Annotated in this window: 29 protein-coding genes; 16 read left to right on the forward strand and 13 right to left on the reverse strand. The window is 62.5% G+C overall.

Annotation, left to right across the window (positions count from 1 at the left end; all coding sequences use genetic code 11):
* Positions 1 to 129: 129 nt before the first annotated feature.
* On the forward strand, positions 130 to 663 hold the full coding sequence (locus tag A9D60_RS11725; protein ID WP_065267777.1) for a peroxiredoxin: 534 nt from the start codon (positions 130 to 132) through the stop codon (positions 661 to 663).
* Positions 664 to 917: 254 nt separating this feature from the next.
* Here the strand turns inward: A9D60_RS11725 and A9D60_RS11730 are convergent, their stop codons facing one another.
* Positions 918 to 1,220: a hypothetical protein gene (locus A9D60_RS11730; RefSeq protein WP_065267778.1), complete on the reverse strand. Its 303-nt coding sequence runs from the start codon at positions 1,218 to 1,220 to the stop codon at positions 918 to 920.
* Positions 1,221 to 1,522: 302 nt separating this feature from the next.
* Here A9D60_RS11730 and A9D60_RS11735 point away from each other — a divergent pair, with 302 nt between their 5' ends.
* Positions 1,523 to 1,990, forward strand: a complete 468-nt coding sequence (locus A9D60_RS11735; protein ID WP_065267779.1) for an aminoacyl-tRNA deacylase — start codon at positions 1,523 to 1,525, stop codon at positions 1,988 to 1,990.
* Between the two features lie 59 nt (positions 1,991 to 2,049).
* On the opposite strand, the gene A9D60_RS11740 is transcribed toward A9D60_RS11735, so the two are convergent.
* Positions 2,050 to 2,310 carry a TFIIB-type zinc ribbon-containing protein gene (locus A9D60_RS11740; protein ID WP_065267780.1) on the reverse strand — a complete coding sequence of 87 codons (261 nt, stop codon included), beginning with the start codon at positions 2,308 to 2,310 and terminating at the stop codon, positions 2,050 to 2,052.
* 153 nt (positions 2,311 to 2,463) lie between these two features.
* Between A9D60_RS11740 and A9D60_RS11745 the strand changes: the two genes are divergently transcribed.
* Positions 2,464 to 3,078: a hypothetical protein gene (locus A9D60_RS11745; protein ID WP_065267781.1), complete on the forward strand. Its 615-nt coding sequence runs from the start codon at positions 2,464 to 2,466 to the stop codon at positions 3,076 to 3,078.
* Between the two features lie 2 nt (positions 3,079 to 3,080).
* On the opposite strand, the gene A9D60_RS11750 is transcribed toward A9D60_RS11745, so the two are convergent.
* Entirely contained in the window at positions 3,081 to 3,488 is a 408-nt protein-coding gene (locus A9D60_RS11750) for a universal stress protein (protein WP_065267782.1), read from the reverse strand.
* Between the two features lie 186 nt (positions 3,489 to 3,674).
* On the opposite strand from A9D60_RS11750, the gene A9D60_RS11755 reads away from it, so the two are divergent.
* Positions 3,675 to 4,217: a hypothetical protein gene (locus A9D60_RS11755; protein WP_065267783.1), complete on the forward strand. Its 543-nt coding sequence runs from the start codon at positions 3,675 to 3,677 to the stop codon at positions 4,215 to 4,217.
* A 12-nt stretch (positions 4,218 to 4,229) separates the two neighbouring features.
* Here A9D60_RS11755 and A9D60_RS11760 read toward each other — a convergent pair whose 3' ends face one another.
* Complete coding sequence (locus tag A9D60_RS11760) at positions 4,230 to 4,553, reverse strand: antibiotic biosynthesis monooxygenase family protein (protein ID WP_065267784.1); 324 nt, start codon at positions 4,551 to 4,553, stop codon at positions 4,230 to 4,232.
* Positions 4,554 to 4,706: 153 nt separating this feature from the next.
* Between A9D60_RS11760 and A9D60_RS11765 the strand changes: the two genes are divergently transcribed.
* Positions 4,707 to 5,366 carry a hypothetical protein gene (locus A9D60_RS11765; RefSeq protein WP_083194173.1) on the forward strand — a complete coding sequence of 220 codons (660 nt, stop codon included), beginning with the start codon at positions 4,707 to 4,709 and terminating at the stop codon, positions 5,364 to 5,366.
* Between the two features lie 42 nt (positions 5,367 to 5,408).
* Positions 5,409 to 5,894 (forward strand): HugZ family pyridoxamine 5'-phosphate oxidase, encoded by a 486-nt coding sequence (locus A9D60_RS11770; RefSeq protein ID WP_065267785.1) that lies wholly within the window; start codon positions 5,409 to 5,411, stop codon positions 5,892 to 5,894.
* A 10-nt stretch (positions 5,895 to 5,904) separates the two neighbouring features.
* On the opposite strand, the gene A9D60_RS11775 is transcribed toward A9D60_RS11770, so the two are convergent.
* The 3 genes from A9D60_RS11775 to A9D60_RS11785 all read right to left on the reverse strand — a co-directional run bounded on the left by A9D60_RS11775 (position 5,905) and on the right by A9D60_RS11785 (position 10,517).
* The gene (locus A9D60_RS11775; RefSeq protein WP_065267786.1) at positions 5,905 to 8,196 is read right to left on the reverse strand and encodes a glycosyl hydrolase family 28-related protein; all 2,292 of its coding nucleotides are present in this window, start codon (positions 8,194 to 8,196) and stop codon (positions 5,905 to 5,907) included.
* Between the two features lie 97 nt (positions 8,197 to 8,293).
* The gene (locus A9D60_RS11780; RefSeq protein ID WP_065267787.1) at positions 8,294 to 8,695 is read right to left on the reverse strand and encodes a DUF4864 domain-containing protein; all 402 of its coding nucleotides are present in this window, start codon (positions 8,693 to 8,695) and stop codon (positions 8,294 to 8,296) included.
* A gap of 178 nt (positions 8,696 to 8,873) precedes the next feature.
* Positions 8,874 to 10,517 (reverse strand): lysine--tRNA ligase, encoded by a 1,644-nt coding sequence (locus A9D60_RS11785; protein WP_065267788.1) that lies wholly within the window; start codon positions 10,515 to 10,517, stop codon positions 8,874 to 8,876.
* 251 nt (positions 10,518 to 10,768) lie between these two features.
* Between A9D60_RS11785 and A9D60_RS11790 the strand changes: the two genes are divergently transcribed.
* Together A9D60_RS11790 and A9D60_RS11795 are read left to right on the forward strand one after the other, a co-directional pair.
* A complete protein-coding gene (locus tag A9D60_RS11790) occupies positions 10,769 to 11,191 on the forward strand; it encodes a tellurite resistance TerB family protein (protein WP_039147779.1) in 423 nt (140 codons plus the stop codon).
* Positions 11,192 to 11,313: 122 nt separating this feature from the next.
* Positions 11,314 to 11,721: a DUF2513 domain-containing protein gene (locus tag A9D60_RS11795; protein WP_065267789.1), complete on the forward strand. Its 408-nt coding sequence runs from the start codon at positions 11,314 to 11,316 to the stop codon at positions 11,719 to 11,721.
* A gap of 56 nt (positions 11,722 to 11,777) precedes the next feature.
* On the opposite strand, the gene A9D60_RS11800 is transcribed toward A9D60_RS11795, so the two are convergent.
* Positions 11,778 to 12,689 carry a PLP-dependent cysteine synthase family protein gene (locus A9D60_RS11800; protein ID WP_065267790.1) on the reverse strand — a complete coding sequence of 304 codons (912 nt, stop codon included), beginning with the start codon at positions 12,687 to 12,689 and terminating at the stop codon, positions 11,778 to 11,780.
* A 117-nt stretch (positions 12,690 to 12,806) separates the two neighbouring features.
* On the opposite strand from A9D60_RS11800, the gene A9D60_RS11805 reads away from it, so the two are divergent.
* On the forward strand, positions 12,807 to 13,196 hold the full coding sequence (locus A9D60_RS11805) for a winged helix-turn-helix transcriptional regulator (protein ID WP_065267791.1): 390 nt from the start codon (positions 12,807 to 12,809) through the stop codon (positions 13,194 to 13,196).
* Here A9D60_RS11805 and A9D60_RS11810 read toward each other — a convergent pair.
* On the reverse strand, positions 13,174 to 13,893 hold the full coding sequence (locus A9D60_RS11810; protein WP_065267792.1) for a GNAT family N-acetyltransferase: 720 nt from the start codon (positions 13,891 to 13,893) through the stop codon (positions 13,174 to 13,176). The genes A9D60_RS11805 and A9D60_RS11810 overlap by 23 nt on opposite strands.
* Before the next feature lie 109 nt (positions 13,894 to 14,002).
* Positions 14,003 to 15,490, reverse strand: a complete 1,488-nt coding sequence (gene dacB / locus A9D60_RS11815) for a D-alanyl-D-alanine carboxypeptidase/D-alanyl-D-alanine endopeptidase (protein ID WP_083194179.1) — start codon at positions 15,488 to 15,490, stop codon at positions 14,003 to 14,005.
* A gap of 132 nt (positions 15,491 to 15,622) precedes the next feature.
* Between dacB and A9D60_RS11820 the strand changes: the two genes are divergently transcribed.
* Complete coding sequence (locus A9D60_RS11820) at positions 15,623 to 16,429, forward strand: DMT family transporter (protein WP_254656682.1); 807 nt, start codon at positions 15,623 to 15,625, stop codon at positions 16,427 to 16,429.
* Here A9D60_RS11820 and A9D60_RS11825 read toward each other — a convergent pair.
* Entirely contained in the window at positions 16,409 to 17,023 is a 615-nt protein-coding gene (locus A9D60_RS11825) for a nicotinate-nucleotide adenylyltransferase (protein ID WP_065267814.1), read from the reverse strand. The genes A9D60_RS11820 and A9D60_RS11825 overlap by 21 nt on opposite strands.
* A gap of 157 nt (positions 17,024 to 17,180) precedes the next feature.
* Here A9D60_RS11825 and A9D60_RS11830 point away from each other — a divergent pair, with 157 nt between their 5' ends.
* Complete coding sequence (locus tag A9D60_RS11830; RefSeq protein ID WP_141117905.1) at positions 17,181 to 18,242, forward strand: peptidoglycan-binding domain-containing protein; 1,062 nt, start codon at positions 17,181 to 17,183, stop codon at positions 18,240 to 18,242.
* Positions 18,243 to 18,501: 259 nt separating this feature from the next.
* Here the strand turns inward: A9D60_RS11830 and A9D60_RS26600 are convergent, their stop codons facing one another.
* Positions 18,502 to 18,786 carry a ribbon-helix-helix protein, CopG family gene (locus tag A9D60_RS26600; protein ID WP_175392953.1) on the reverse strand — a complete coding sequence of 95 codons (285 nt, stop codon included), beginning with the start codon at positions 18,784 to 18,786 and terminating at the stop codon, positions 18,502 to 18,504.
* A 409-nt stretch (positions 18,787 to 19,195) separates the two neighbouring features.
* On the opposite strand from A9D60_RS26600, the gene A9D60_RS11835 reads away from it, so the two are divergent.
* The 3 genes from A9D60_RS11835 to A9D60_RS11845 all read left to right on the forward strand — a co-directional run bounded on the left by A9D60_RS11835 (position 19,196) and on the right by A9D60_RS11845 (position 21,883).
* Positions 19,196 to 19,414 carry a hypothetical protein gene (locus tag A9D60_RS11835; protein WP_141117906.1) on the forward strand — a complete coding sequence of 73 codons (219 nt, stop codon included), beginning with the start codon at positions 19,196 to 19,198 and terminating at the stop codon, positions 19,412 to 19,414.
* A 382-nt stretch (positions 19,415 to 19,796) separates the two neighbouring features.
* A complete protein-coding gene (gene ettA, locus A9D60_RS11840) occupies positions 19,797 to 21,452 on the forward strand; it encodes an energy-dependent translational throttle protein EttA (protein ID WP_065267797.1) in 1,656 nt (551 codons plus the stop codon).
* Positions 21,449 to 21,883 carry a hypothetical protein gene (locus A9D60_RS11845; protein WP_141117907.1) on the forward strand — a complete coding sequence of 145 codons (435 nt, stop codon included), beginning with the start codon at positions 21,449 to 21,451 and terminating at the stop codon, positions 21,881 to 21,883. Before ettA ends, A9D60_RS11845 begins: the two co-directional genes overlap by 4 nt.
* A gap of 221 nt (positions 21,884 to 22,104) precedes the next feature.
* On the opposite strand, the gene A9D60_RS11850 is transcribed toward A9D60_RS11845, so the two are convergent.
* Positions 22,105 to 23,252 (reverse strand): IS3 family transposase gene (locus tag A9D60_RS11850; protein WP_141117908.1). Its coding sequence is split into 2 segments (ribosomal slippage): positions 22,105 to 22,997 and positions 22,997 to 23,252, totalling 1,149 coding nucleotides; the frame shifts between segments, so codons are not numbered across the junction.
* A gap of 119 nt (positions 23,253 to 23,371) precedes the next feature.
* Here A9D60_RS11850 and A9D60_RS11860 point away from each other — a divergent pair.
* Together A9D60_RS11860 and A9D60_RS11865 are read left to right on the forward strand one after the other, a co-directional pair.
* Entirely contained in the window at positions 23,372 to 23,614 is a 243-nt protein-coding gene (locus A9D60_RS11860; protein ID WP_254656683.1) for an eCIS core domain-containing protein, read from the forward strand.
* Positions 23,615 to 23,750: 136 nt separating this feature from the next.
* Positions 23,751 to 23,969: a hypothetical protein gene (locus A9D60_RS11865; RefSeq protein ID WP_065267816.1), complete on the forward strand. Its 219-nt coding sequence runs from the start codon at positions 23,751 to 23,753 to the stop codon at positions 23,967 to 23,969.
* The last annotated feature ends 11 nt before the right edge of the window (positions 23,970 to 23,980 follow it).

Genomic DNA, 23,980 nt, shown 5'->3' on the forward strand with positions numbered 1-23,980 from the left:
TGAAAAACAATCTCATTTAAAGTTCAAATACTTGCCTGACGACTAAGGGGTTGAAGCATTTTTCCAAAAAAATTGCCCGAAGCGGGAGATCCCGGTACCCACTCTCCCATTAGCTGTAAGGATACATTCATGGCAACAAACGAATATGTTGAAGCGCTTACCGGAAAGCCCGTGCCGGACGTCACACTGATGGCAACCGATGGCTCCCCCGTCAACTTGGCATCCATCAAGGGAACGGCAGTCGTTTACGCTTATCCGCGTACCAGCCCGCCGAACGAGCCGCCGATCGAAGGGTGGGATCAAATTCCCGGCGCACGCGGCTGTACGCCCCAATCCAAAGGATTTGCCGAGCACTACGATGCGATTCTGAATGCAGGCGCCTGCGGTGTTTACGGGCTGTCCACACAGGATTCCGCCTACCAGAGGGAAATGGCAGAACGCCTGGCCCTGCCGTTTCCCATCCTCTCTGACGAAAAACTGGAACTGGCAGAGAAGCTTGGGCTTCATCTGTTCGAAGCAGGCGGGATGACGCTTTTGACCCGGATCACGCTGATCATAGAAAACGGGATCATCCGGAAAGCGTTTTCGCAGATTGATAACCCGGCGGAGAATGCTGCCGACGTGGCAGCTTTCCTGGCTCAGAAAAACGCAAAAGCGCACTAAGCCGACCCCTCCCCTTGACATCGTACCTTTGGCGCGTCGGAGGGGGGTGGACGGACGCTGCTTACAACTGCACTAAACAACTACTTTCGTAAAACCAACGAAAACCCATTAACCATTTATAAATAAACAAGATTTCGCAGCGAAACCTCCTTTCATTCACACCCGCACCCGGGCCACGGTTCCCCAGGCCCAAACCACAAAAAACCCCTCCGGAAATTCCGGAGGGGGGACCACTCTTCACCACAAATCTTAAATCAGTTGTCGGCGGCGGTCTCGGTGCCGGCATCTTCGGGCGGGGTCACTTTTATGCCGGGCACGGTGATCTCGGCGTCTTTCATCTCCACGTCGACATCCGGCACCTTCACGGTGGCGGATTCCTCGGTCAGCTCGACCGACCCGACCTCGGCATCGAATTCCGGCAGGTTGCCGCCCTCGACGCTCACATCCACGTCCGGCAGGCGGGCCTCTTCGGTCTGATCGACGTCGATCATGTAGAAAGCGGCGGCAATGGCGATAACGGCGGCAGCTCCAATGGCAACGGCAGATCCGGTCTTCATGCTTTAATCCCTCTCGATTACCTGGCACCACAGCGGTGCGTCGCAGGGATAACGGCCCAGGGGCGCAAAGGGTTCCCAAGAGATTTCCGCGGCTTGCCGCCCGGCCTTGCCGCCCCCCTTGCCCGACTCACCCCTTCGGGCGCAGACTGTCAGGCACCTTAAACCTGCGCGCGCCCCGGATTGCCGCTTGCTGCGCCTAGGGCTGATGCCGCCGCCAGATCAGTGAGCCAGCAGGCTCCCGCGGCGGCCAGGACCTGCGCCACGCGCCGCCGGGGTCCCGCCCCAGACAGGAGGACCCTTCGATGATTGCCTCACGCCTGAAACATCATCTGGAGGCACAGGGCTTGCCCTTTGCCACCGTCCGCCACCCCTATACCGCCACCGCGTCCGAATGCGCCGAAGCCGCCCATGTGCCGGGCGGCCATCTGGCCAAATCGGTGCTCATTCACATGGAGGAAGGCCCCTTCCTGGCGGTGATCCCCTCTGACCAGAAGGTCGATCTGCACAAGCTGCAGTCGATGGTCGACCGCCGCCTCGGGCTGGCGCCGGAAATTGAACTGGATCAGGTCTTTGATGACTGCGACCCCGGCGCGGCGCCTTGCGTCGGCGCAGCCTATATGGTGCCCACGGTGATCGACGACAGCCTCACCGGGCTCGACAAGGTCTGGTTCGAGGCCGGCGACCACAAAACGCTGGTGGAGATGAAGGGCGCCGATTTCGACACCCTGATGAAGGACGCCAAACACGGGTCCTTCTGCACCATGCATTGACCCGGCACTGACATTTCCGGCCTGCCGCCCCCGTGCAACCGGGGCGGCGCAACCGGCCCTCAGAAATCGAAGAGATCTTCCAGGAAATTCTTCTTTTTCTTCTTGTAGTATTTCTTCTCGTAGCGCGGCTCATGATCGCGGCCGCGGTCGTCATAGCGCTGCGGCTGCGGCGCGGGCTGCACCGGCTGTGCCGACCGTTCGATGATCTTGTCCAGTTCGCCCCGGTCCAGCCACACGCCGCGGCAGCGCGGGCAATAGTCGATCTCGACCCCGGCGCGGTCGGACATCACAAGTTCGGTTCCGTCAATCGGGCACTGCATTCGCGTCTCCTTGCACAACTCCAGCCTTTCACGTGGGAGCCGCTTTGGCCTCCTGCAAGGCAAAGCTGGCGCAAAAACCCGCAATTTGCGGCTTTCCGCCCGTTTCCAGACAGCTGACGCGTGGTAAGCTGGGGCCAAATCAAGGAGGCTTACATGAGCAGCAAGACCATCCTCGCCGGGCTTCTGGCCCTGATCCTGTCCTGCGTGCCCGCCCTGGCCGGTGAAGGCGGCGGCGGCGGCGGCGGCAGGGATATGGGCATGGACACTGGCGGCGGCCATCGCAGCGGCCTCAGCTCCAAGGCCACAAAGGCGGTTGTGAAAACCCTGGTCAGCGGGTTCGAACGCTGCGGCACCCTGCCCCGGGTCTACAAGTTCGACTGCTACCGCCACACCTACAAGCTGGCGGCCCAGAAGCTGAGCAGCAACCAGGCCTATGCCGAGGCCTACAAGGCGCTGGTGCTGGTGGAGGAAACCCTGACGCGGTCCGTCAAGCAGAACCTGGACCCGGCCCAGCCGGTCAAGCGCAAGGGGCTGAACCTTTACCGCGCGGTGAAACCGGAAGCGGTGCCGCAGATCAAGCGGCAGGCGGAGTCGGCGATGAAAAAAGCCGAAACCATCCTGCTGCGCTCACCGGCGAACAAGCAGGTGCACTATGCCCGCATCGCAGAGGCCGTGAATTCGAACAAGGTTCTGTTGCGCTCCGCCCTGCTGCCCGGCGGCATGATCCGGCTGGCCTGGAGCCTGCTGAAAGCGGCGGTTCCGGCCTAGCGTCAGCGCACCACATGCACGGCACAGGCCGCGTGGCGCACCACGTGGCCTGAGGTCGACCCCCAGATCAGGTCCTGCATCGACGGCCGGTGCGAGGCGAGGATGATCAGGTCCGGCTGGTTCTGCTCCGCCCAGTCCAGGATGGTGCGGCCGGAATGCCCCTCCACCAGCACGCCTTCGGCATTGGGCAGGGTCTTGGCCAGACCGTCCAGCTCTGCCTGCAGCGCCGTGCGGGTGCCCTCCATGAAATCCGCAGGGATATAGGAAATCGCATAGGCCGGCACTTCTTCGATCACGTGCAGCAGCGTCACCTTGGCGTTCGGCGCGGACAACAGCCGCGCCACCTTCAGCGGCCCGGTGGTGTCGCGTTCAGGGTCAAATGAGACCGGAACCAGAATATTATGATACATGGCAGTTCTCCCTTCTTTGCCAGTCTACACCCTTTTGCCGCCCGGTGCGTTGACGGGGATCATCTGCAGCGTGCAGGCGGGGGCGCGACTGCTCTTGTCTTGTGCCAAACGCCGCCGCCCGCCTATGGTTCCGGATGAGGCCCCTGCCCCGGTTTCGCGCCGGGGCATTGATTGAAAGGTACCCGGATGATTTTCAAATCTCTTGCCGCAGGCTTTCTCGCGGTGGCGCTGGCCCTGCCCGCGTCCGCCAGCCCGCAGGCACCGCAGGGCAGCTACACCATCGCGATGTCGGACAGCGTCACCGCCAAGGCGGTGAAGGTGCTGACCAGCGGCAATGGCACCTGCCGCCAGCTGCCCCCTGCCTATCAGATCGACTGCTACCGGCAGTTCTACCGCCGCGCCGCATCAGAGCTGAGCCGCTACCCGGATTACAAGGACGGGCGCAAGGCGCTGAAGATGGTGGAAAGCACCCTGAATGCGGCGCTCAAGCAGTACCGGGACAGATCGGCAGCTTCCCTGCGCAGCGGCGGAAAGACGTTCAAGGCAATCAAGCCCGAAGGGCTGAGCCCGGCGGCTGAGGCCTTCCGGCGCGCCCGGGCTGATGCGGTGACGATCCTGTTGCGCTCCCAAGGGCCGATCAAGGAGCATTACGAGCGTATCGCCACTGTGGTGGATTCGGCCAAGGTCATCATCCGCTCCGGTCTGATGACCCTGCGCCGGTTCATTTGAGGCAGCCGGGGCTCAGGCCCCGAAAACCTCAGCGACGTCATACATGACCGGCTCGAAGCTGCGGCACAGCTCGTTGATCTTGCGGTTGCGCTCGCGCATCTCCGGGCTGCGCAGCATTGCCATGAAATCCTCGCGGCGGCGCCATTGCGAGTAGTTGGCGATCCGGGTCTGCGCATCATTCACATGCAGGCCGGCCGCAATGAAGCCCGGCTGCTTGGAGATGAACTCGGAATAGGCGTCCTCAAGCGCCTCCAGCAGGTCCTGGCAGGTGCCCGGCGTCATCTCAAATGTGGTGATAACGGTCTGGATGTCCGCGGTTTTTGCTATTTTCGGCATTGGCTCCTCCGTTGACGTGATCCCAGCCTACGCCCGTTCGCGCAGAAAGCGCACGACATTTTTTACGGAACGCCTCCTAGTCGCTTTCAACATGGTTAATACAACCTTAACCATAAACCCGAACCCTTGAAGCAGTCGCAATGAGGCTTCGGGATGAGACCTGCCTATGCCGCCTGTCTTGCCGTGCTGCTGGCCCCGCCGGCGGATGGCGGCGCTTGGCTTGAGACACCGGGCCAGGGCTTTGCAGCGGCCAGCGCCAGCTACCGGCAGACCGCCAGCGGCGCGCAGCATGAGCTGAACTATTACGGCGCCATTGGCATCACGCCCAAGCTGACGCTGGGGGTGGATCTGAACCAGACCGGCGACCTGTCCGGCCATGCGCTGGTCTTTGCCCGGCTGCCGCTGCGCGAGGGAGGGCGCTACCGGCTGGCGGCAGAGGCCGCCTTTGGCGGCAATCACGACCGCGGAGTGTGGATGATGATGCAGAAGGCCACCCTGTCCTATGGCCGCAGCTTCAACACCGGTACCGCCAGCGGCTGGCTGGCCGTCGACGCCGCCTATGAGCTGCGCAACAACGGGCTGGCGGCGGTCTGGAAACTGGACGCCACCCTGGGGCTGAACCGCCCCGGCAAACCTGCCCCGATGCTGCAGATCGAGACCTCCAAACCGGATGGCGGGGTGTTCTCCTATACGCTGACACCGTCGCTGCGCTATCCCTTGCGCTCCGGGCGCGAGCTGGTTGTGGGGGTGGAGCACCGCAGCGCGGGCGAAGGCAGCCTTGGCCTGAAGCTGGGGCTGTGGCAGAAATTCTGAACCCCCTGGCCCGGACAGGAAGACCCAGACAGAAAGTGCGCCATGGCCGATGTGATCCGCCCCACCGATGACGACGCCCGCGAGCTGGCCCGCGGCCTGATGACCGGGGCCCGGTTCGCCGCGCTTGGCGTGCTGCTGGAGGGCGGCCAGCCGCTGGTGACGCGGGTGGCCTTTGGTCTGGACCCGGGCGGGCATCCCGTCAGCCTGATCTCGGACCTGGCGCAGCACACGCAGGCGCTGCGGCAGCATCCGGCATGTTCGCTGATGGTGGGGGAGCCGGGCAGCAAGGGCGATGCGCTGACCCATCCGCGCCTCAGCCTGCTGGCGGAGGCGGCGTTTGTGCCGCGTGAAAACCCGGACCATGAAACCCTTGCCGCGGCCTATCTGGCGCATCAGCCCAAGGCCAAACTGTACCTGCAGTTTGCCGATTTCAGCTTTGTCCGCTTCACTGTCACGGCGGCGCATCTGAACGGCGGCTTCGGCAAGGCGTTCCGCCTTGCCGCCGCTGATCTGCTGCCGGGCGATTAGGGCCACCGCGTCAGGACCCGCTGTCCATCCGCATCAGCACCTGCACCTCACCCTTGACTGCCTCAGGCCAGCGCAGATTGACGTTGTCATTGTTCGCCCCCTGCGAAACCTCTGCATAGGGGGTGATGTAGCGGGTGCTGTTGCCGCTGGATTGCAACGCCCCCAGCGGCACCACGCTGTCGACAAACCGCGCGTGCCCCTGGAACGGCAGCTCACCGCCGGCGGCAACGGTCCAGGTGGAGGCGGCCGAGGCCTGATCATGCACCCGCCGCAGCGGGTTTGCCGACTGGATCAGAACGTTGTGGTACATGTTGCCGCTGAAATCGACGTGTTTGGAGCGGCTGAAATCCAGATCGGCAAAGCTGGTATCGACCCTTTCCGCGCGGTCGATGGTGCCATTGAGGGAGCGGAACTTGTTGCCGGTCACAGAGACGCCATTCAGGAAATTACCACTGCCGTAGGGCTTGATGACAATGTAGCTGAACCAGGGCGCCACATCGCCGGACAGGAACACATTGGCGGTGATGGACAAGGCGCTGAAAGAGAAACCGCCGTCAAAATCCGGCGTTGTGTCGCGCTCGTTGGTCCATTCGATGAAACAGTTGTCGATGTAATTATCCGACACGGTGGAGGTGCAGTTGTTGAAGGTCAGCACCAGCCCGGCGGTGCGCACCCCGTTTGCAACAGCGTCGCCCTGAAAGAAGTGGTTGCCGGCCACCGTGTTGTAGCTGCCGCCCAGCACCGCGAAATGGCGGAACCGCGTGGCGCGGTTGCCGCGCAGCTTGGCGTCATTGCCATTGACGTTGAGGCCGATGCTGACGCGGTCCGGCACATCCAGCGCGTCCTCATTCGACAGGAACTGGCAATTGTCGATCAGAACGCCCTGGCAGCCGGTGCCGATGGAGGTGATGCCGCGGTCCTTGGGGCGGGAGATGAAACAGCTGTCAAAAGTATTCACCGAACCCGACGGCGCCAGCCGCACAGCGCTGCAGCGGCCGTTGCACTGGAACTCGATATCCTGAAGCCCGAACTTGCTGAGCGCGCTGAAGCCGCTGAAATCCACCAGGTACTTGAAGTTGCGGAAGGTGAAGGTCTGGGTGCCCTCGGCATCATAGAGCGGGGCGCTGAGGGTCAGCTCCCCCGCGCCGGTGTTCTTGGACCTGACATAGACCTCGCGCCCCACGCCCGCGCCTTCGACCAGGGAGCCGACGGCGATATTGGCGATATTCGCGACATTGGTCAGTTTCTTGGCATCCGAGGCGCTGTAGCTGGCCTGCGACGTGACCACCTGCGTGTCCCAGGCGGCGCTGTCCGCGGCCTCGATCTGGCCATTGCGGATGATGCGGCGGGTGGCATAGGTGGTCTTGTTGGGCACTGCCGCCGCCATATCGATGGGGGCGCTGACGGTGATCTTGCGGCCCATCAGGTCCAGCGATTCATGGTCGGAGTTGTTCAGCAGTGCCTGGAAAGCTTTCCTGAAACCCAGCCCCTCATCCCCGAAGGCCGCGGCGTAGGAGGGGAAATCAAAGTTCCGGGTCAGCAGCAGCATGGCGCTGTCCGGCATCCCGACCGTGCCCTCGAACACCGCCTGGTGGTTCAGCGACACGGTGCTGGCCAGATAGAACTCCCCCGCAGGCACCAGAATGCGGCGGCCGTCGGCGGCAGCGTCGGCGGCCTCAAACGCTGCGGTGCAGTCAAAACTGCCGTTGCCCACTGCGCCATAATCGGTGACGTCCACCACGCTCAGCATATCGCGCAGGAAGGCGCTGGTGATGTCGGTGATCTCAATGTCATCAATCCGCACCACGCCGCCGTTGGGGCCGGTGAGGTCGAGGCCGAAATGGCCGTAAGCCGCATCGCGGCCCCAGGGCATGTCCACGCCGCCGCGGCTGCCGCTGCCGACGATGCCGGTCACCTCCACCACCTGGCCATAGGTGCTGAGCGACGCCTGCGGCGCAAATTCAGTGACGCCGCTGATGTGGCTGCCGCCTGCCGCCGCCGCCCAGCCCGCAACCCGGACCGAAGGCAGCGCGCCGCTCATGGCCTTGATTCGGATCCTGATCTGCAGATAACAGCCCGGCTCCAGCGGTGTCTGGCCCATGAAGCGCAGCTTCTGGGTGTTCCCGGTCTTCTGCATTTCCAGGCAGCCGCCGAAATCGCCATCCGCCGCCACAAAGACCGCATTGGCAGCGCCGTCATAGGTGTCAGACCCCGGTGTGCCGTCGCCGCTGGACCAGACATTGAGACCTTCCGCAAAGGCGGGGGGCATCAGCTGCAGACCGTCGGTGATTGCCTTGTTCATGGAAGCTTCCTTTCCTGCTGCGCATCTCGCGTTCGGGGAAAAGGAAGTACAGAAAGGGCATTAAATTCCGCCCAGCAGTGCGTACGCTGCCCTGGGTTCAGACGCTGTCAGCCTGCCCTTTCAGAAGGTGTACAGCATTGATTTTCCAGCCGCTTTCCAGATTAACCATTTGGTAATCCAACAGGTGCACGGCGCCGCTTTGATCAGTGATCATGACCCGCTGCCACAGGCTGCCGGCCACTTCGCGCAGATCCAGATAGCGCACCTCAGCCGGGCGCCAGACCATCGGATAGCCTTGCTGCACCATTTCGCCAAACCGCTCGGGCGTGCCGAAAATCCGCCGGATATTCGGGGAGGCGTAGGTGAACGCCGTCTCAGCATCATTGTTCAGGAAGGCCTCAAACTGAGAGCCGATCACGGCAGTGACCGGCTCTCTTTGCGCTATGGCCGGAAAGGTCAGAAGAAAAACACTTACCCCCGCAAACAGAACACTGCGCATCTGTCCCTCCCGGTCCGTTGCTTAATGTTAGGACAGAGTGACGCTGCGTCAAAATATTTTTTGCGGTTTGGTAATTTTGTTGCCCGGCGCAGCGCCGCAGCCTGATGTGATCAGCAAGGCTGAAAACGAAGAAGGGCGCGGAAGACCGCGCCCTTCAATTGCGGAAACTTGTTCAGGCTCAGGCCAGCTCGCCCGCCAATGCCTTCTCGATCAGCGCGATGGTGTCCTCGACACCGTAAAGCGCGATGAAACCGCCGAAACGCGGGCCCTGGGAGGCGCCCAGCAGCACTTCGTAGATCGCCGAGAACCAGGCACGCAGCGGTTCAAACCCGTGGATCTTGCCGATGGCAAAGACCACCGACTGCAGGAATTCCTCATCCGCGAAGTTGGCCTCGGGCAGCGGGTCGTCGTTGCCTGCGATCTCGTTCTTCTTGGCAATCGCAGCCAGTGCGGCCTCCGGTGATTTCAGCGCGTCTGCCAGATCGCTGAGTGCTGCGCGCTCCTGATCGGTGGGCAGGCGGAATTCCTTGGCCGGCTTCACGAAGTCGTTGAAATAGGCGACCGCAAAGCCCGCCGCCTGGTCCATGCCCGGATGGGTGTCGGGGGTGGCGTTGGGGGCGTATTTGTTGATGAAGCCCCACATGGTTGCCTTGTCCTCGGCGCTGGAGGCAGAGGCCAGGTTCAGCAGCATCGAGAACGGCACCACCATGTCGGACTGCGGAACGTCGCCGCCGTGGATATGCCACACCGGGTTGTTCAGCTGAGCCTTCAGGTCCTGTGTGTGGTAGGCGCGCAGCTGCTGGTGGTATTCGTCCACCGCCTTGGGGATCACGTCGAAATGCATCCGCTTGGCGGTCTTGGGCTTCTGGTACATGAAATACGCCAGGCTCTCGGTCGAGGCGTAGGTCAGCCATTCGTCGATCGAGATGCCGTTGCCGGAGGATTTGGAGATCTTCTGGCCGTTGGCATCCAGGAACAGCTCATAGGTGAAATGCTCCGGCGCGCGCTGGCCCAGCACCCGGCAGATGCCGTCGTAGATCGGCGTGTTGGTGGAATGGTCCTTGCCGTACATCTCGAAATCGACTTCCAGCGCGGCCCAGCGGGCGCCAAAGTCCGGCTTCCACTGCAGCTTCACATTGCCGCCGGTGACCGGCAGGGTCCATTCCTTGCCGTCCTCGTCGTCGAAGGTGATGGTGTAGTTTTCCGCGTCCACATTCTTCATCGGCACATAGAGGACACGGCCGGTGTCCGGGTGGATCGGCAGGAAGATCGAATAGGTCTGGCGGCGCTCCTCACGCAGGGACTTCAGCATGATCGCCATGATGTCGTCGTATTTCTCGACGGCGCGCTTCAGGATCTCGTCGAACTGGCCGGAGCCATAGAATTCGGTGGCCGAGTAGAACTCATATTCGAACCCGAAGGTATCGAGGAACCGGCGCAGCATGGCGTTGTTGTGGTGGCCAAAGCTCTCATGCGTGCCGAACGGGTCCGGCACCGAGGTGAGCGGCTTTTGCAGGTGCTCTGCCAGCGCCTCCTGGTTGGGGACGTTGCCGGGCACCTTGCGCATGCCGTCCAGATCGTCGGAGAAGCAGATCAGCTTGGCCGGGATATCCGAGATGGTCTCGAACGCCTTCTTGATCATGGTGGTGCGGGCGACCTCGCCGAAGGTGCCGATATGCGGCAGGCCGGAGGGGCCATAGCCGGTTTCGAACAGCACATAGCCCTTTTCCGGCGCGCCCTTGGCATAACGTTTGAGAACCCGGCGGGCTTCTTCAAACGGCCAGGCTTTGCTCTTCAGAGCTTCTTCGCGCACATCAGACATTTGTGTTCTCCATCGGCGGCAGTTCTGTCAGCTATCGGGGTGCCGCGTGATCATCCCGGATGCCCCATGCATCCGGCCCTTCCCTCTATTGTGCCTGTGCAGCATGAGTCAATAATGGCAGCCCCGCGCGGCGGCGAATGGGGCTGCGGGTGGTGCAAAAAATGCCGCGGCGGCGCGGTCTGCCGTTGAACCCGGCTGCGGGCATACCTATCCTGATTGCATCGCATTTTTTCCAGACAAGGAATTCGTCCATGACAGAGCAAACCCCGCACCCGATGTCCCCGCAGGACTGCCTGGTGGCGCTGATGGTGGCGGTGTCTGCCTCGGACGAGAACATCCGCACCGCCGAGCTGGTCAAGATCCAGTCGGCAGTGAACATGCTGCCGGTGTTTGCCGACTATGACATCGACCGGGTGAGCCGCATTTCCCGCACCGTGTTCGACCTGTTTGAGCAGGAGGACGGTCTGGAGGCGCTGTTCGGCCTCATTCGCGGCGATCTGCCGGAGCGGCTGTTTGAGACAGCCTATGCGCTGTCCTGCGATGTGGCGGCGGCCGACGGGGTGCTGGGCGAGACCGAATTGGAGTTCCTGGCAGAGGTCCGTTACGAGCTGAACATCGACAGGCTGCACGCCGCCGCAATCGAGCGCGGCGCACGGGCGCGGCACATGGTCTAACGCCAGAAGTTGTCGCAGCTTCCCTTGCTGCCCGCGCATGGCGGGGTTGCACAACGCAGGCTTGCAGAAAATTTGACCGACTCCCATTTCGCGCTAGTTCGATGCGAAGTGGGAATCGGTTCATGGTCAGGTGGCAAAGAGATATTGGTGAAATCCGCAGGCTTCTGCTTGAGATTGAGGGCGGCAGAGAGGCGTTCTGCGCCCTGCCGCGCTCTTCTGCCGAAGCAATGATGCTGCCCGCGGAGGAGTGCCTGCCCGACGCCGAGGCCCGCAAGCTGTCCTATCACCTGAGCCTCTTGGAAAGCGCCGGGCTGGCGCAGTTCAGCCGGCTGTCGAACGGCAACTGGCATGTGCGCGGCCTGACCTGGAGCGGCCACGAACTGCTGGACAATATCCGCCGCGAGGACATCTGGACCGCGGTCCAGGCGCTCCACCGGCAGATGGGCGGCTTCAGCATGGAGATCCTCAGCGATCTGGCCAGGGACATGATGCGCAGTGAGGCCGGCGTGCTGGAAACTTCCGGCACCTGAGCAGTGCTTCCGGGGACCCGGCCGGCGCACACCCCGCGCCGGCCGTACTTCTTTCATCACTGGTACAGAGCAGAGTTCAGGTAGCGCAGGCCGGTGTCGATCACCACGGTGACCACCCGCTTGCCTGGCCCCAGTTCGCGCGCCCGCTGCAGCGCCGCCCAGATATTGGCGCCGGAGGTGATACCGCCCAGCAAGCCTTCCTGCTGCGCCAGCATGCGAGCCGCGGCAAAGGCGTCCTCGTCCCGGACCGGCACCACCTCATCAATCAGGTCGCGGCGTAGGATTTTCGGCAGGAAGGACAGCCCGATCCCCTCCAGCTGGTGGGTGCCGCTGGTGTCGCCGCCCGACAGGTTGCGCACGTGGTAGGGCTCGATGGCGATGATGCGGGTTGCCGGGTTCACCTCCTTCAGCACCTCGGCATTGCCGGAGATGCAGCCGCCGCCGCCGGTGGCCGTGACAAACTCATCCACCGCCCCGTCCAGCTGCGACAGGATCTCCCGCGCCATACCGTGATAGCCGCGCTTGTTGTCCATGTTGTTGACCTGATCGGTCCAGAACACATCCGGCTCCGCCGCCAGTTCTCTGGCCCGCGCGATGGTGCGGTCGATCACGCCGGCGGTCAGGATGCCGCCCTCGGCGTGGATGATCTCCACCTCGGCGCCATAGGCGCGCATGGTCTGCAGCTTTTCCTCCGAGAACGCATTGGAAGAGACGAAATGCGCCTGGTAGCCGCGGGTGGCGCAGACCATCGCCAGCGAGCTGCCGGTGCTGCCGCCGGTGTATTCCACCACCCTGCCGCCGGGTTCCAGATCGCCGCGCCGCTCCGCCCCTTCGATCATCGACAGCGCCATCCGGTCCTTCATGCTGCCGGTCGGGTTGGCGCCCTCCCATTTCACCCAGACCTCGGCCATGTCCGGGGTGGTCAGATGCTTCAATTGAACAAGCGGCGTGTTTCCGATGGCGTTCATGCGGCGGGTCTCCCTTGCTGCGCGACTCACTTTCAAAATTAAAGTGACTATGCGCCAGTGGCTTTCATTTTAAAAGTCTCTTAGTGTTAGAGGGCTAATACCCTTAGGAGACGCGCCGTGACCCAGCCGCAGACAAAGTACCGCTCGCGCTGTTCGATTGCCCGCACGCTGGATGTGCTGGGGGACAAGTGGACGCTGCTGGTGGTGCGCGACCTGATGTGGCACGGCAAGCATACGTTTCAGGAGCTGCAGGCGAGCGAGGAGCATATCGCCGCCAACCTGCTGTCAGAGCGGCTGAAGCGGCTGATGGCGCTGGGGCTGGTGGCGCGGGAGGCGTATCAGGACCGGCCGGTGCGCTACCGCTATGCGCTGACGGAGGAGGGCCGCAGCCTGGAGGCGCTGCTGCTGCAGATCATGGGCTGGGGCCACGCGCATCTGGGCGGCGGGCTGTACGACCCGCAGGCCGGGCGCACAGTGGCGGACGCTACCCCCGATGGGCCTCTATGAGCTTGCTTAGGCTCTGTTTCTGCTGCCCGTCGGCGTTGAAATTGCCGGGGTCGAGCCATTCGGCATAAGCCGCCTCCAGCCGCGGCCATTCACTGTCCAGCACCGCATACCAGGCGGTGTCGCGGTTGCGGCCCTTGTAGACGACGGCCTGGCGGAACAGCCCCTCGTAATTGAAGCCCAGCCGCTCCGCCGCCCGGCAGGAGGGCGCGTTCAGGGCGTCGCATTTCCATTCATAGCGGCGGTAGCCCAGGTCATTGAACACCCGCGCCATCATCAGGAACATCGCCTCTGTCGCGGCGGGGGTGCGCTGCAGGGCGGGGGCATAGGTGATGCCGCCGACCTCGATCACGCCATGTTCGGGTTTGATCCGCATGTAGCTGGCGACACCTTCGGCCCGGCCGCTGGCACCGTTGACGATGGCGAAATAGGGCTGGGCATCAACGCCGCTGGCGCCCTGGATCCAGGTCCGCAGCCCGGCTTCCGTGCCAAACGGCCCCCAGGGGATATAGGTCCAGATCGCGCCGCTGGGATCCTGGCTGAAGGCGGCAAACAGATCCGCGGTATGGCGTGCGGCGTCCAGCGGCTCCACCCGGCAATAGCGGCCTGCCAGGCCGTCGTGGCCGGGCAGGCGCGCGCCCTGCCAGTCCGGCAGAGCGGCACCGATGGGCTGTCCGTGGTCATTGATACGCTCGGTCATGGTCTGGTCCTTTGCACTCCGGGCAGGCAGATGCCGCCCGCCGGTCTGCCTGCAAACTGGCCCAGCGCAAACGTCCAGAAAGTGAAAACTTTCCCAGACCAGTCAGAGCCTAACTGCCGTAAACCGCGCCCCAGCGTTCGATCAACTGCTGCTGCAGCTGCTTGGCGCGGCGGTTCCAGCTGCGGGCGCCCTCGGGGCGCTCGCGCTGCGCCCGGGTCAGGCGGCTGCGGGTTTTCTGATCCGCGCTGAAGATGGCAAAGGCCAGCACGGTGCCGTCCGCCGCGGTCATGAAGCCGCCAAGGCCGGAGACGAAGTTGAGCGTGCCGGTCTTGGCAGCAACCTTGATCGGGTGCCCCTTGATGGTGCGGCCCTTGCCGTCGCGCATCTGGAAGGGCTTCAGGAGCGGCTTCAGCTGGCCCGCCTTGTAGGCAGCCACCAGCGCGCCGGTCAGATCCGCGGGTGTCATCCGAGAGTCTTCACCAAGGCCGGAGTGATCCACCAGCCGGCTGCCGGACATGCCGTATTTGCCCGCTGCCCAGCGGCTCATCTCCGCGGCTGACGCCTTGAGCGAGGCCGGGCGGCCCGCGCGGGCGGCGGTGGCGGACATGCCGATCATCTCAGCCATCAGGTTGTTGGAGTATTTCAGCATCGCTTTCAGCAGCACATCCAGCGGCGGGCTGTGGTGCTGGGCCAGCAGGGTGGCGGAGGGCAGCGCGCGGGTCTCCTTGGGCTTCGGCAGTTTAATGCCGTTGGCCCGCGCCAGGGTGCGGAACACGTCACCGGCATAGGCAGCCGGATTGCGCACCGGCAGCCAGCGGGAACCGCCCTTGCCCAGCGCCTTGGAGGCGACGGTCCAGTGATCGACACCGCCCTTCTCGGCGTAGGTATAGACCGGCACCGCGCGGGACTGGATCTCCATCCGGGCGGTGGCCACCTCGGGGCGGTATTTCTCAGTACGGGCGTCCATGGTGATCGCCCAGCCGCCGCTGGCGGCGCGTTTCCACTCGAAATGCACCCGGTTGAAGTTCAGCGAAATGCCGGACACCGCGGGGGAATAGCCGACATGATCGGGCTGGTCGGGGTCGATGGTTTTGACCGACGGCAGCGCGCCGTCCCAGACCAGGAACTTGCCGCGCACTTCGCGCACGCCGGCAGTCTTCAGCGACTTTGCCAGCAGCGCCAGATGATCGGTGTTCAAAAGCGGGTCGCCGCCGCCCGCGAGGATCAGGTCGCCCTTGACCACACCGCCGGACACGCCGCCGGTGGCGAGGATGCGGGTCTCGAACCGGTGGTCCGCGCCCAGAACATCCAGCGCGTAAAGCGCGGTCAGCGCCTTGGCGACGCTGGCCGGCGGAAGGGCTTGGGAGCCGCCGGAGGATTCCAGCAGCTTGCCGGTTTTCACATCAGCCACTGCGCAAACAGCCTCGCCGCGCAGCCCCGCGCGTTCGATCAGCGCCTTGAGGCCATCGGCACCCGCGGCCAGAGAGCTCACCTTGCGGGCAACAGGCCGCAAGGAAACCGCCGGCGCATTGGCCAGCGCAGAGGAGCCCGCCAAAGCGGCAAGCCCGGAAAGGAGAAATGTCCGGCGTGAAGTCATCTTGTTCATTTTTAGGGTCAGGAGCGGCTCTACTTCAATCCCCGATCCGCAGCTTTGCGCCGCAAGGTCCGGGCTTTTTCACACGGGCAAGTCCTGCTACCGCTGGCAGCCATGTTTCAGGCAGTACTCCTCATGTTCGCGGCCATGTCAATGATCCCCGCAGGCGACCTGTGCGGGAAACTGCTGACCGGCGCCGGGCTGGCGACGCCGGCCTTTGTCGCCTGGTCCCGCTTTGCCATCGGCACCGCGCTGATCCTGCCCTTTGTGCCGCGCCGGGCGTTCACCCTGCTGGGCGATTGGCGGCTGTGGCTGCGGGCCGGGATGCTGACCGGCGGCATCTTCTCGATCCAGCTGGCGCTGCAGACGGAACCGCTGGCCAATGTCTTTGCCGCCTTCTTCATCGGGCCTGTGGTCAGCTACGTGCTGTCGGTGCTGCTGCTGCGCGAGCAGGCCACCGGCCTGCGCAGCCTGCTGATGGCGCTGGGGTTCGTTGGCGTGCTGATGGTGGTGCGGCCGGGGTTCGGCGGCTCCGTCAGCCTGTTGTGGGCGGTGCTGGCGGGCTGTTTCTACGGCGGCTTCCTGACCAGCTCGCGCTGGCTGGCGCATGTCGGCACGCCGCTGGAGCTGAGCTTGACGCAACTCTTGCTGTCGGCCCTGCTGATGCTGCCGCTGGGCCTCGCCAACCTGCCGGAGTTCACCCCCTCCACCGCGGCGCTGACAGTGGGGAGTGCGGCGTTCTCGATGACGGGCAACCTGCTCTTGCTGTTTGCCTATGGCCGGGTGCAGGCGGTGAAGCTGGCTCCGATGGTCTATTTCCAGCTGGTCGCCGCGGTTGGCCTCGGCTGGGCGGTGTTCAGCCAGCTGCCGGACGCCTGGACCTGGGCCGGGCTGGCGGTGGTGCTGTCGGCGGGGCTGGCCTCAGCCCTCCTGCGGCGCTGACCAGCCGCCGCGGGCGCGGATTTCCGTCGAGCTGGCCTCCACCATCGGCAGGTTCACAAAGCACCAGGCCGGGCTTTCGGCCTGCGCCAGCAGGCGGCTTTCACTGCCTTTCAGCATCGCATGGCGGTAGATCCGCGCCGCGGGTGAAAACCGGGCTGAGATCCGGTCGCCGGGCCGCGCCAGCACCCCCACCGGCACCGTCTCCAGGATCTGCTGCCAGTCCTTCCAGCGGTGGAAATGGGTGAGGTTGTCGGCCCCCATCAGCCAGACAAAACGCACGCCCGGATGGCGGCGGCGCAGGTGACGCAGGGTCTGGGCAGTGTAGCGGGTGCCGAGATCCGCCTCGATGCCGCTGATATGGATGCGCGGATGCTGCACCAGCACCTCTGCCGCTGCGATCCGGCGCTGCAGGGAGGCCGGCTGGCGGGTCTTCAGCGGGTTGCCGGGCGACACCAGCCAGAACAGGTGATCAAGCCCGAAGCGCTTTAGCGCCGCATGGGAAATCGCCGCATGGCCGCGGTGCGGCGGATCAAAGGACCCTCCGAGCAACCCGACGCTCTGGCCCGGGCGGATATGCGGCAGCTTGCAAACCATAACCGCCTTGATGCGCACAGTTTCCGGCTGAGATCAATTGCCGCCTGCACCGGCGGCGCACAACCCTGCGCAGATTGCCTGGCACGCCGCTTTGGGTGTAGAATTTTATTGCGCGGGCAGTGTTTCCGGCCCGCAGGTTCCAAATTGCGAGTTCACCATGGTTGCCAAGCTTTCCGCCTCCGTCGGGCGTAAGGGCAAGAACCTGCCCGAAGACGTCAAAACCGTACAACAGCTGCTGAATGCCTTTGCAGGCCAATCCGGGATCAAGAAGGTCAAGACCGACGGGACCCCGACACCGGTGCTGGAAAAGATGATCGGCCAGTTCCAGCAGGAGGTCTGCGGTTTCAAGGCCGACTACCGGATCGATCCGGGCAAGAACACCATCAAGAAGCTGAACGCAGGCCCGGCCAAGGCCAAGGCGGAGCAGAAGGCCAAGGAAAAGCAGGACGAAAAGGCCAAGGAAGAAGCCAAGGCCAAGGCAGTGAAGGCCGCCAAGGACGCGGTGATGAAGGAGGCCAAGGCCAAGTCGCTGGACAAGGGCGGCTGGGCCGCGCTGCTGGAGGAGATCGAGGACTACGCCACCTCGCTCTACGACAGCTATTTTGCCAAGGGCGAGAAAAAGGGAGAGGACGCCCAGAAGGCGGCGAAGCAGGCCGCGGAGAAGGCCGCCAAGGAAGCGCAGAAGAAAGCTGCGGAGAATGTCATCAAGACCGTCGACACCGGAGGTGTGCAGAAACCCGGACGCCTCACAGGCAAGACGCAAGGGGTGAAGAAGAAGATCCTCGATGTGCTGATGGAGGTCTCCTCCCACTACGGCGAGACCATCCATGTGGTCTCCGGGCTGCGTGACAAGAAAGGCCAGGCCAGCGCCATGTACGGCGGCTGGAACAGCCACCTCAAACACGGCCGGATCTATTCCTACCTCAAGAGCAACGAGGAGCTGCGGCTGGAGCTGGACGGGTTTGTTCAGGCCAAGGACAAGAAGGGCTTCATCGAGTGCATGTTCAAGAAGGCCAACTGGAAATACATCTCGCGCCACTTGTCGGGCCAGGCGGTGGATGTGACCACCCGCACCGACCCCAAGATCATCAAGGCGCTGTCCACCTGCCTGCGCTACCTGGCGGAAAGGAACAGCGAAGGCATCAAGTGCCATCACTTCGACAACCGCAAACTGATCTACCCGGTGCCGGACAACGTGAAGAAGAAGTGGAAGATGTGAGGAGGAACCCTCTTAGGGACGCGAAGGCAGCGCTTGTCCGCAGTTGGACGCGAAGCGCCCGTCCGGTTTTACCTTAGACAATTCTGCGGTTTGATGGGGCGGCAGGCGCAGTTCGTGCTGCCCTCGGGACGGTATTAGATCGGACCTTGCCATCTCCTCGGGTTCGGCGCTCGATGCACGTACTGAGTGCAAAGTGCGGAGACAAACATGCTGACTTCGGCAAAGTAAAGCAGCCTCCAGTAGGGGGCTGCTCTGATTTTTAACCCGGAATTTCATTTCCGACACCAATGATCGAAGGGCGTGCATTAGGGTCGGCCGGGTTTGTGACTTCAACGCGAAGTCCATTCTTTTGTGCGTTCATGATAGTATAGGCCAGGCGTAGAGAGTCCCGGAATACCTCTGTCGTTGTCTCTGCCTCTGTGTAGTCCTTCAACTCATCTAAGATGGCTACACTTTTAGGGGACAAAGCAATCGTGACTCGTCCCTTAACCTGCTTGGTGGGTTTGCTTGTTTTTATAGTTTCATGAACGCCATCTTTCTGCATTTCAGCAATAATGACGTATCTCCTTATAGTTGAATTTAGCGCTCCGTTTGCCTGTTTCGGAGAGCCTTGATCGAAGTGCGATGGCCAACCTTTGTCGTAGGGCCGGATATCACACTGACAACGATATAGGCATGATCAGCGCCAAGCGTCAACATCTAAAGTGTGAAAAAGTATGACAAGATAAGTTGTTTTCTCACAGCTGATGATGTAAATGTGATCGCGGGCACAGTGTGTCCAGAACAAGGGGGCTCCAGAAAGAGAGCCGCCACACAGGGATAAGTTAACCAACGGAGGAACGGTAATGAGCTACCAAATCAGGCCTCAAGGCGAACAGAAAAGGAGGGACTTAGAACAGCAGCACCCAAACGAAGAAAGGAACCGTTCACCATGACTCTAGAAAGGAGCAATGATGCCCTTGGACGACAAACCAAGAAAGCGACCAATATGGCAAACGATTGCAGAAGCCATCATTCAAGGAGCCATCCGCTGGGGGATCAGCGAAGGAATGGACGCGTTTATGGACATCCTAAGGGATACGGAAGGAGCCCTAGATGACCTATATGTGATCGAAGAAGTCTACGATGAGATCACCGAAGACGAGCAAGAAGAAAGCGAAGAGGAAGGCTAAACAGCAAGGCGATGCTAGAAGCGGAGCAGATAGAACCACAGAAGCAGACTTACCTTCAGAAGTTTTTGGATCGGTCGCCCTTCGGGTGACCGCTTCGCGTTAGGGATGGTACAAATTACGCAATCTTGCTTTCCGATGCAAAAGAGGGCAATTCCTATCGCCTACTGCATCAGCCCCCCCCACCAAGCCGCAAAAATACACTCGACAAGCGCGGGCGCCCTAGGTTCGGGTGCGGCACCTGAGGCACCACCCGGTGCACAGGGGGTGCACAGGGAGTGCACGCTTGGCACCCCCTCGCGCAGGCCTGCATCCCGCATTGCCCCGCCGCCGCCCATCCGCTATCACTCCCGCCAGCAAATTTCCCCCTTAACGGAGCGAGCACATGGCCTCCTACCAGTACGTCTACCACATGCAGGGTGTCTCCAAGACCTACCCGGGTGGCAAGAAATGCTTTGAAAACATCCACCTCTCCTTCCTGCCCGGCGTGAAGATCGGTGTGGTCGGCGTCAACGGCGCCGGTAAGTCCACGCTGATGAAGATCATGGCCGGCCTCGACAAGGATTTCACCGGCGAGGCCTGGGCCGCGGAAGGCGCCAAAGTCGGCTACCTGCCGCAGGAGCCGCAGCTGGATGAGAGCCTGAGCGTGCGCGAAAACGTCATGCTGGGCGTGCAGGCCAAGAAGGACATCCTCGACCGTTACAACGAGCTGGCGATGAACTACTCGGACGAGACCGCCGAGGAGATGGCCAAGCTGCAGGACGAGATCGACGCCCAGAACCTGTGGGATCTGGACAGCCAGGTGGACGTCTCGATGGAGGCGCTGCGCTGCCCGCCGGATGATGCCAAGATCGCGGATCTGTCGGGCGGTGAGCGCCGCCGGGTGGCGCTGTGCAAGCTGCTCTTGGAAGCGCCTGACATGCTGCTCCTCGACGAACCGACCAACCACCTGGACGCTGAGACCATCGCCTGGCTGCAGCAGCACCTGATCGACTACAAGGGCACCATCCTCTGCGTCACCCACGACCGCTACTTCCTGGATGACATCACCGGCTGGATCCTGGAACTGGACCGCGGCCGCGGCATTCCCTACGAGGGCAACTATTCCGCCTGGCTGGAGCAGAAGGCCAAGCGACTGGAGCAGGAAGCCCGCGAGGACAAGGCCAAGCAGAAGACGCTGGAGCGCGAGCTGGAGTGGATGCGCCAGGGCCAGAAAGCCCGCCAGGCGAAGTCCAAGGCCCGTATCCAGGCCTACAACGAGATGGCCAGCCAGTCTGAACGCGAGAAGGTCGGCCGCGCCCAGATCGTCATTCCGAACGGCCCGCGCCTGGGCTCCAAGGTGATCGAAGTGAACGGCCTCGCCAAGCACTACGGCGACAAGCAGCTGATCGAAGGCCTCGACTTCTCGCTGCCGCCGGGCGGAATTGTCGGCGTGATCGGCCCCAACGGCGCCGGTAAATCGACCCTGTTCAAGATGCTGACCGGCCAGGAGCAGCCCGATTCCGGTACCGTTGAATACGGCGACACGGTGAAGCTGTCCTATGTCGACCAGTCTCGCGATGACCTGAAGGACAATGAAACCGTCTGGGAAGCGATTTCCGGCGGCGCCGAGATCATCGAGCTGGGCGACGCGCAGGTCAATTCCCGCGCCTATTGCTCCTCCTTCAACTTCAAGGGCGGCGACCAGCAAAAACCGCTGAGCCTGCTGTCCGGCGGTGAGCGCAACCGCGTGCACATGGCGCGGCTTCTGAAAGAGGGCGGCAACGTGCTGCTGCTCGACGAACCGACCAACGACCTGGACGTGGAGACCCTGCGGGCGCTGGAAGATGCGCTGGTTGATTTCGCCGGCTGCGCCGTGGTGATCTCCCACGACCGTTTCTTCCTCGACCGGATCTGCACCCACATCCTGGCCTTTGAAGGCGACGCCCATGTGGAGTGGTTCGAGGGCAACTTCGAGGACTACGAAGAGGACAAGAAGCGCCGCCTGGGTCCCGACGCGCTGGAGCCCAAGCGGTTGAAGCACAAGAAATTTGTGCGGTGAGCTGGCTGAAACGGTGGTTTCTTGGGGCGGCCTTAACGGCCGCCCTTCCTCTTCATGCAGAAGAGGTGCGCCTGAAGTCCGGCGTCCGCGCTGAACTTTCAAGCTCGGCGCTGGTCACTGCGCCTTCGAAATATGGCGGGACAGCTGCAGGCAATGTGCTGGAACTGACATATACGGTGTCAGACACCGGCAACTCATTGCAGCGGGACGCCCAGTCCCTCTGCCGGGTTTACTGGTCCCGGCATTTCAACTCCATCAAAGCGAAGCTGGCGGCCACTCAGCTCAACTCAGGTTTTCAGCTGATTGACACCAATGCCCCGCTTGTTGCTGTCAAAGTCACTTTTCAAAAAGCGACCAATCCCGGGAGCCGCGTATCTGCCGGCATTTCCAAATGGTTCAGCATGAGCGGGCTGAACAAATGCCGGCCTTAGATTCCAGCGGCTTAGCTAAGGCGGAGTAGGTTTGTTTTTACCGCAAGCCTTTTCAGTGCCTATTTTGGCTACTATCGCGCAACACAAGGCCCAGGCCTTACCCTGGGAGTGCGCGAATGCGCCTTCGTCATGCTGAGGGCATTCCTTCGGCATGAATGGAAGGTCAGGTGCGGGCCGTGCGGTTGGCGCCTCTGACGTGCTCCCCTTAGAGTCCGCGTATTTCAGTTAGCTCTGTTCAGGGTTTGGTCCTCTCTTGACCGTTGGTGATACTCCCGCGGGGTGAGCCCGTCGAGGCTCGAATGCGGGCGGTGGTGATTGTAGTCGTTGCGCCAGGCGTGGATCAGGTGACAGGCATGGCGCAGGCTCGCAAACAAGTGCTCGTTCAGGCACTCATCCCGAAGACGGCCATTGAAGCTCTCCACGAAGCCGTTCTGCATCGGTTTGCCGGGCGCGATGTAGTGCCATTCGACCTGCCGGTCCTGCTGCCATTTCAAGATCGCGTTGCTGGTCAGTTCGGTGCCCCTCGCCATTGTCTCTCGGACCAATGGCGTTCCAATGGCTCGATCGGACACCACCAAGCAGGGATAGCCACGCAAATCCGCGATCCTGTCCAGTTCCCTGGCGACACGCAGGCCCGACAGAGATGTGTCCACGACAGTGGCCAGGCATTCCCGGCTGAAGTCGTCGATCACACACAGAATACGGAACCGGCGCCCGTCCGAGAGCGTGTCTGAGACGAAGTCCAGCGACCACCGCTGGTTCGGCCCCTGCGGGACCGCCATGGGCGCCCTGGTTCCGATTGCGCGCTTGCGGCCGCCCCGTTTGCGCACCGTCAGCCCCTCTTCCCGGTAGACCCGGTAAAGCTTTTTCCAGTTCACCTCCCAGCCTTCCCGCTTCAGAAGAATGTGCAGGCGCCGATAGCCAAACCGCCTGCGCTCACCAGACAGTTCACGCAGCCGGTGCCGCAGGTCCTTGTTTTCCGGCCTGACCGGCCGCCGCCGGTACACACGCGGATCGATCCCGGCCAGCGCACAAGCCCGCCGCTGCGAGTAGCTTTTCTCTTTCATGGCCCAGTCCACGGCGCGTCTCCTTGAACCGGGCTTCAGAAGTTTTTTCCAAGCATCTCTTTCAGCGTGGCGACATCAAGCATTTGCTCCGCCAGCATTTTCTTCAGCTTGGCGTTCTCGGCCTCCAGCGCCTTCAACCGCCGGGCATCCGAAACTTCCATGCCGCCATATTTCGACCGCCACTTGTAAAAGGTCGCATCGCTGATGCCGTGCTTGCGGCACAACTCTTTCGCGCCCAACCCGGCCTGGTGCTCCTTCAGAATGCCTATGATCTGCTCTTCGCTGAACCGGCTTCTTTTCATCGTCTGTCTCCTCAGTTGGAGAACAGGCTAACCTCAAAGCGAGGACATTTCAGGGGAGCACGTCACCTCACGTCCCAGTAGAGATCCAGCAAACGCTGCTCTTTGACTTGCACGGTTGGATGCGAAGGGCTCCGCCCGTCCGACCCTCAAACGCTCCCCCGGAGCGTTCGGGCGGCAACGCCAAGGACGTCTGCAAGGAGCTGAAAGCCAAGGCGTTCACCTATGGCAACGACATTTTCTTCATGAAACCGGGCGATGCCAAGAACCCGGAACTGCTGGTGCATGAGCTGGTACATGTGCTGCAGCAGGGCAAGGGACGGATACCCAAGGCCAAGGGCGGGGTGGCGTTGACCTCGAAATAGGGCTTGCGTTCCAATTATTTACTCAGGATTGCCGGCATCGCCGGAAAATTAACCTTTTGATAACACTCTTGACCGGATGATGGGCGCAGGAGCAGCCGGGCACCGGGTCCGTGCTGCGTGGGGCAATGGGGACGTCATGGCTTGGGCAGGTGTTTTTCTGGGTATGGTTGCAGGTCTGTGCGCCGCAGTGATGGGCTATGCCTTTGCCGGGCTGCCCTGGTGGGCCTGCTTTCTGATCTATCCGGCTGCAGGGACGGCCGTGACCTTGCTGGCAACTGCCATCCTCTATTGGCTCAGCGAGGCGGCGGGACCTGATGGCGGGATGCCCCCCGGCGGTCAGCTGGCCGCCGCCTGAACCGGGCGGCA

The organism is Leisingera sp. JC1 (genome assembly GCF_001679925.1).
In the GTDB taxonomy this organism is placed as follows: Bacteria; Pseudomonadota; Alphaproteobacteria; order Rhodobacterales; family Rhodobacteraceae; genus Leisingera.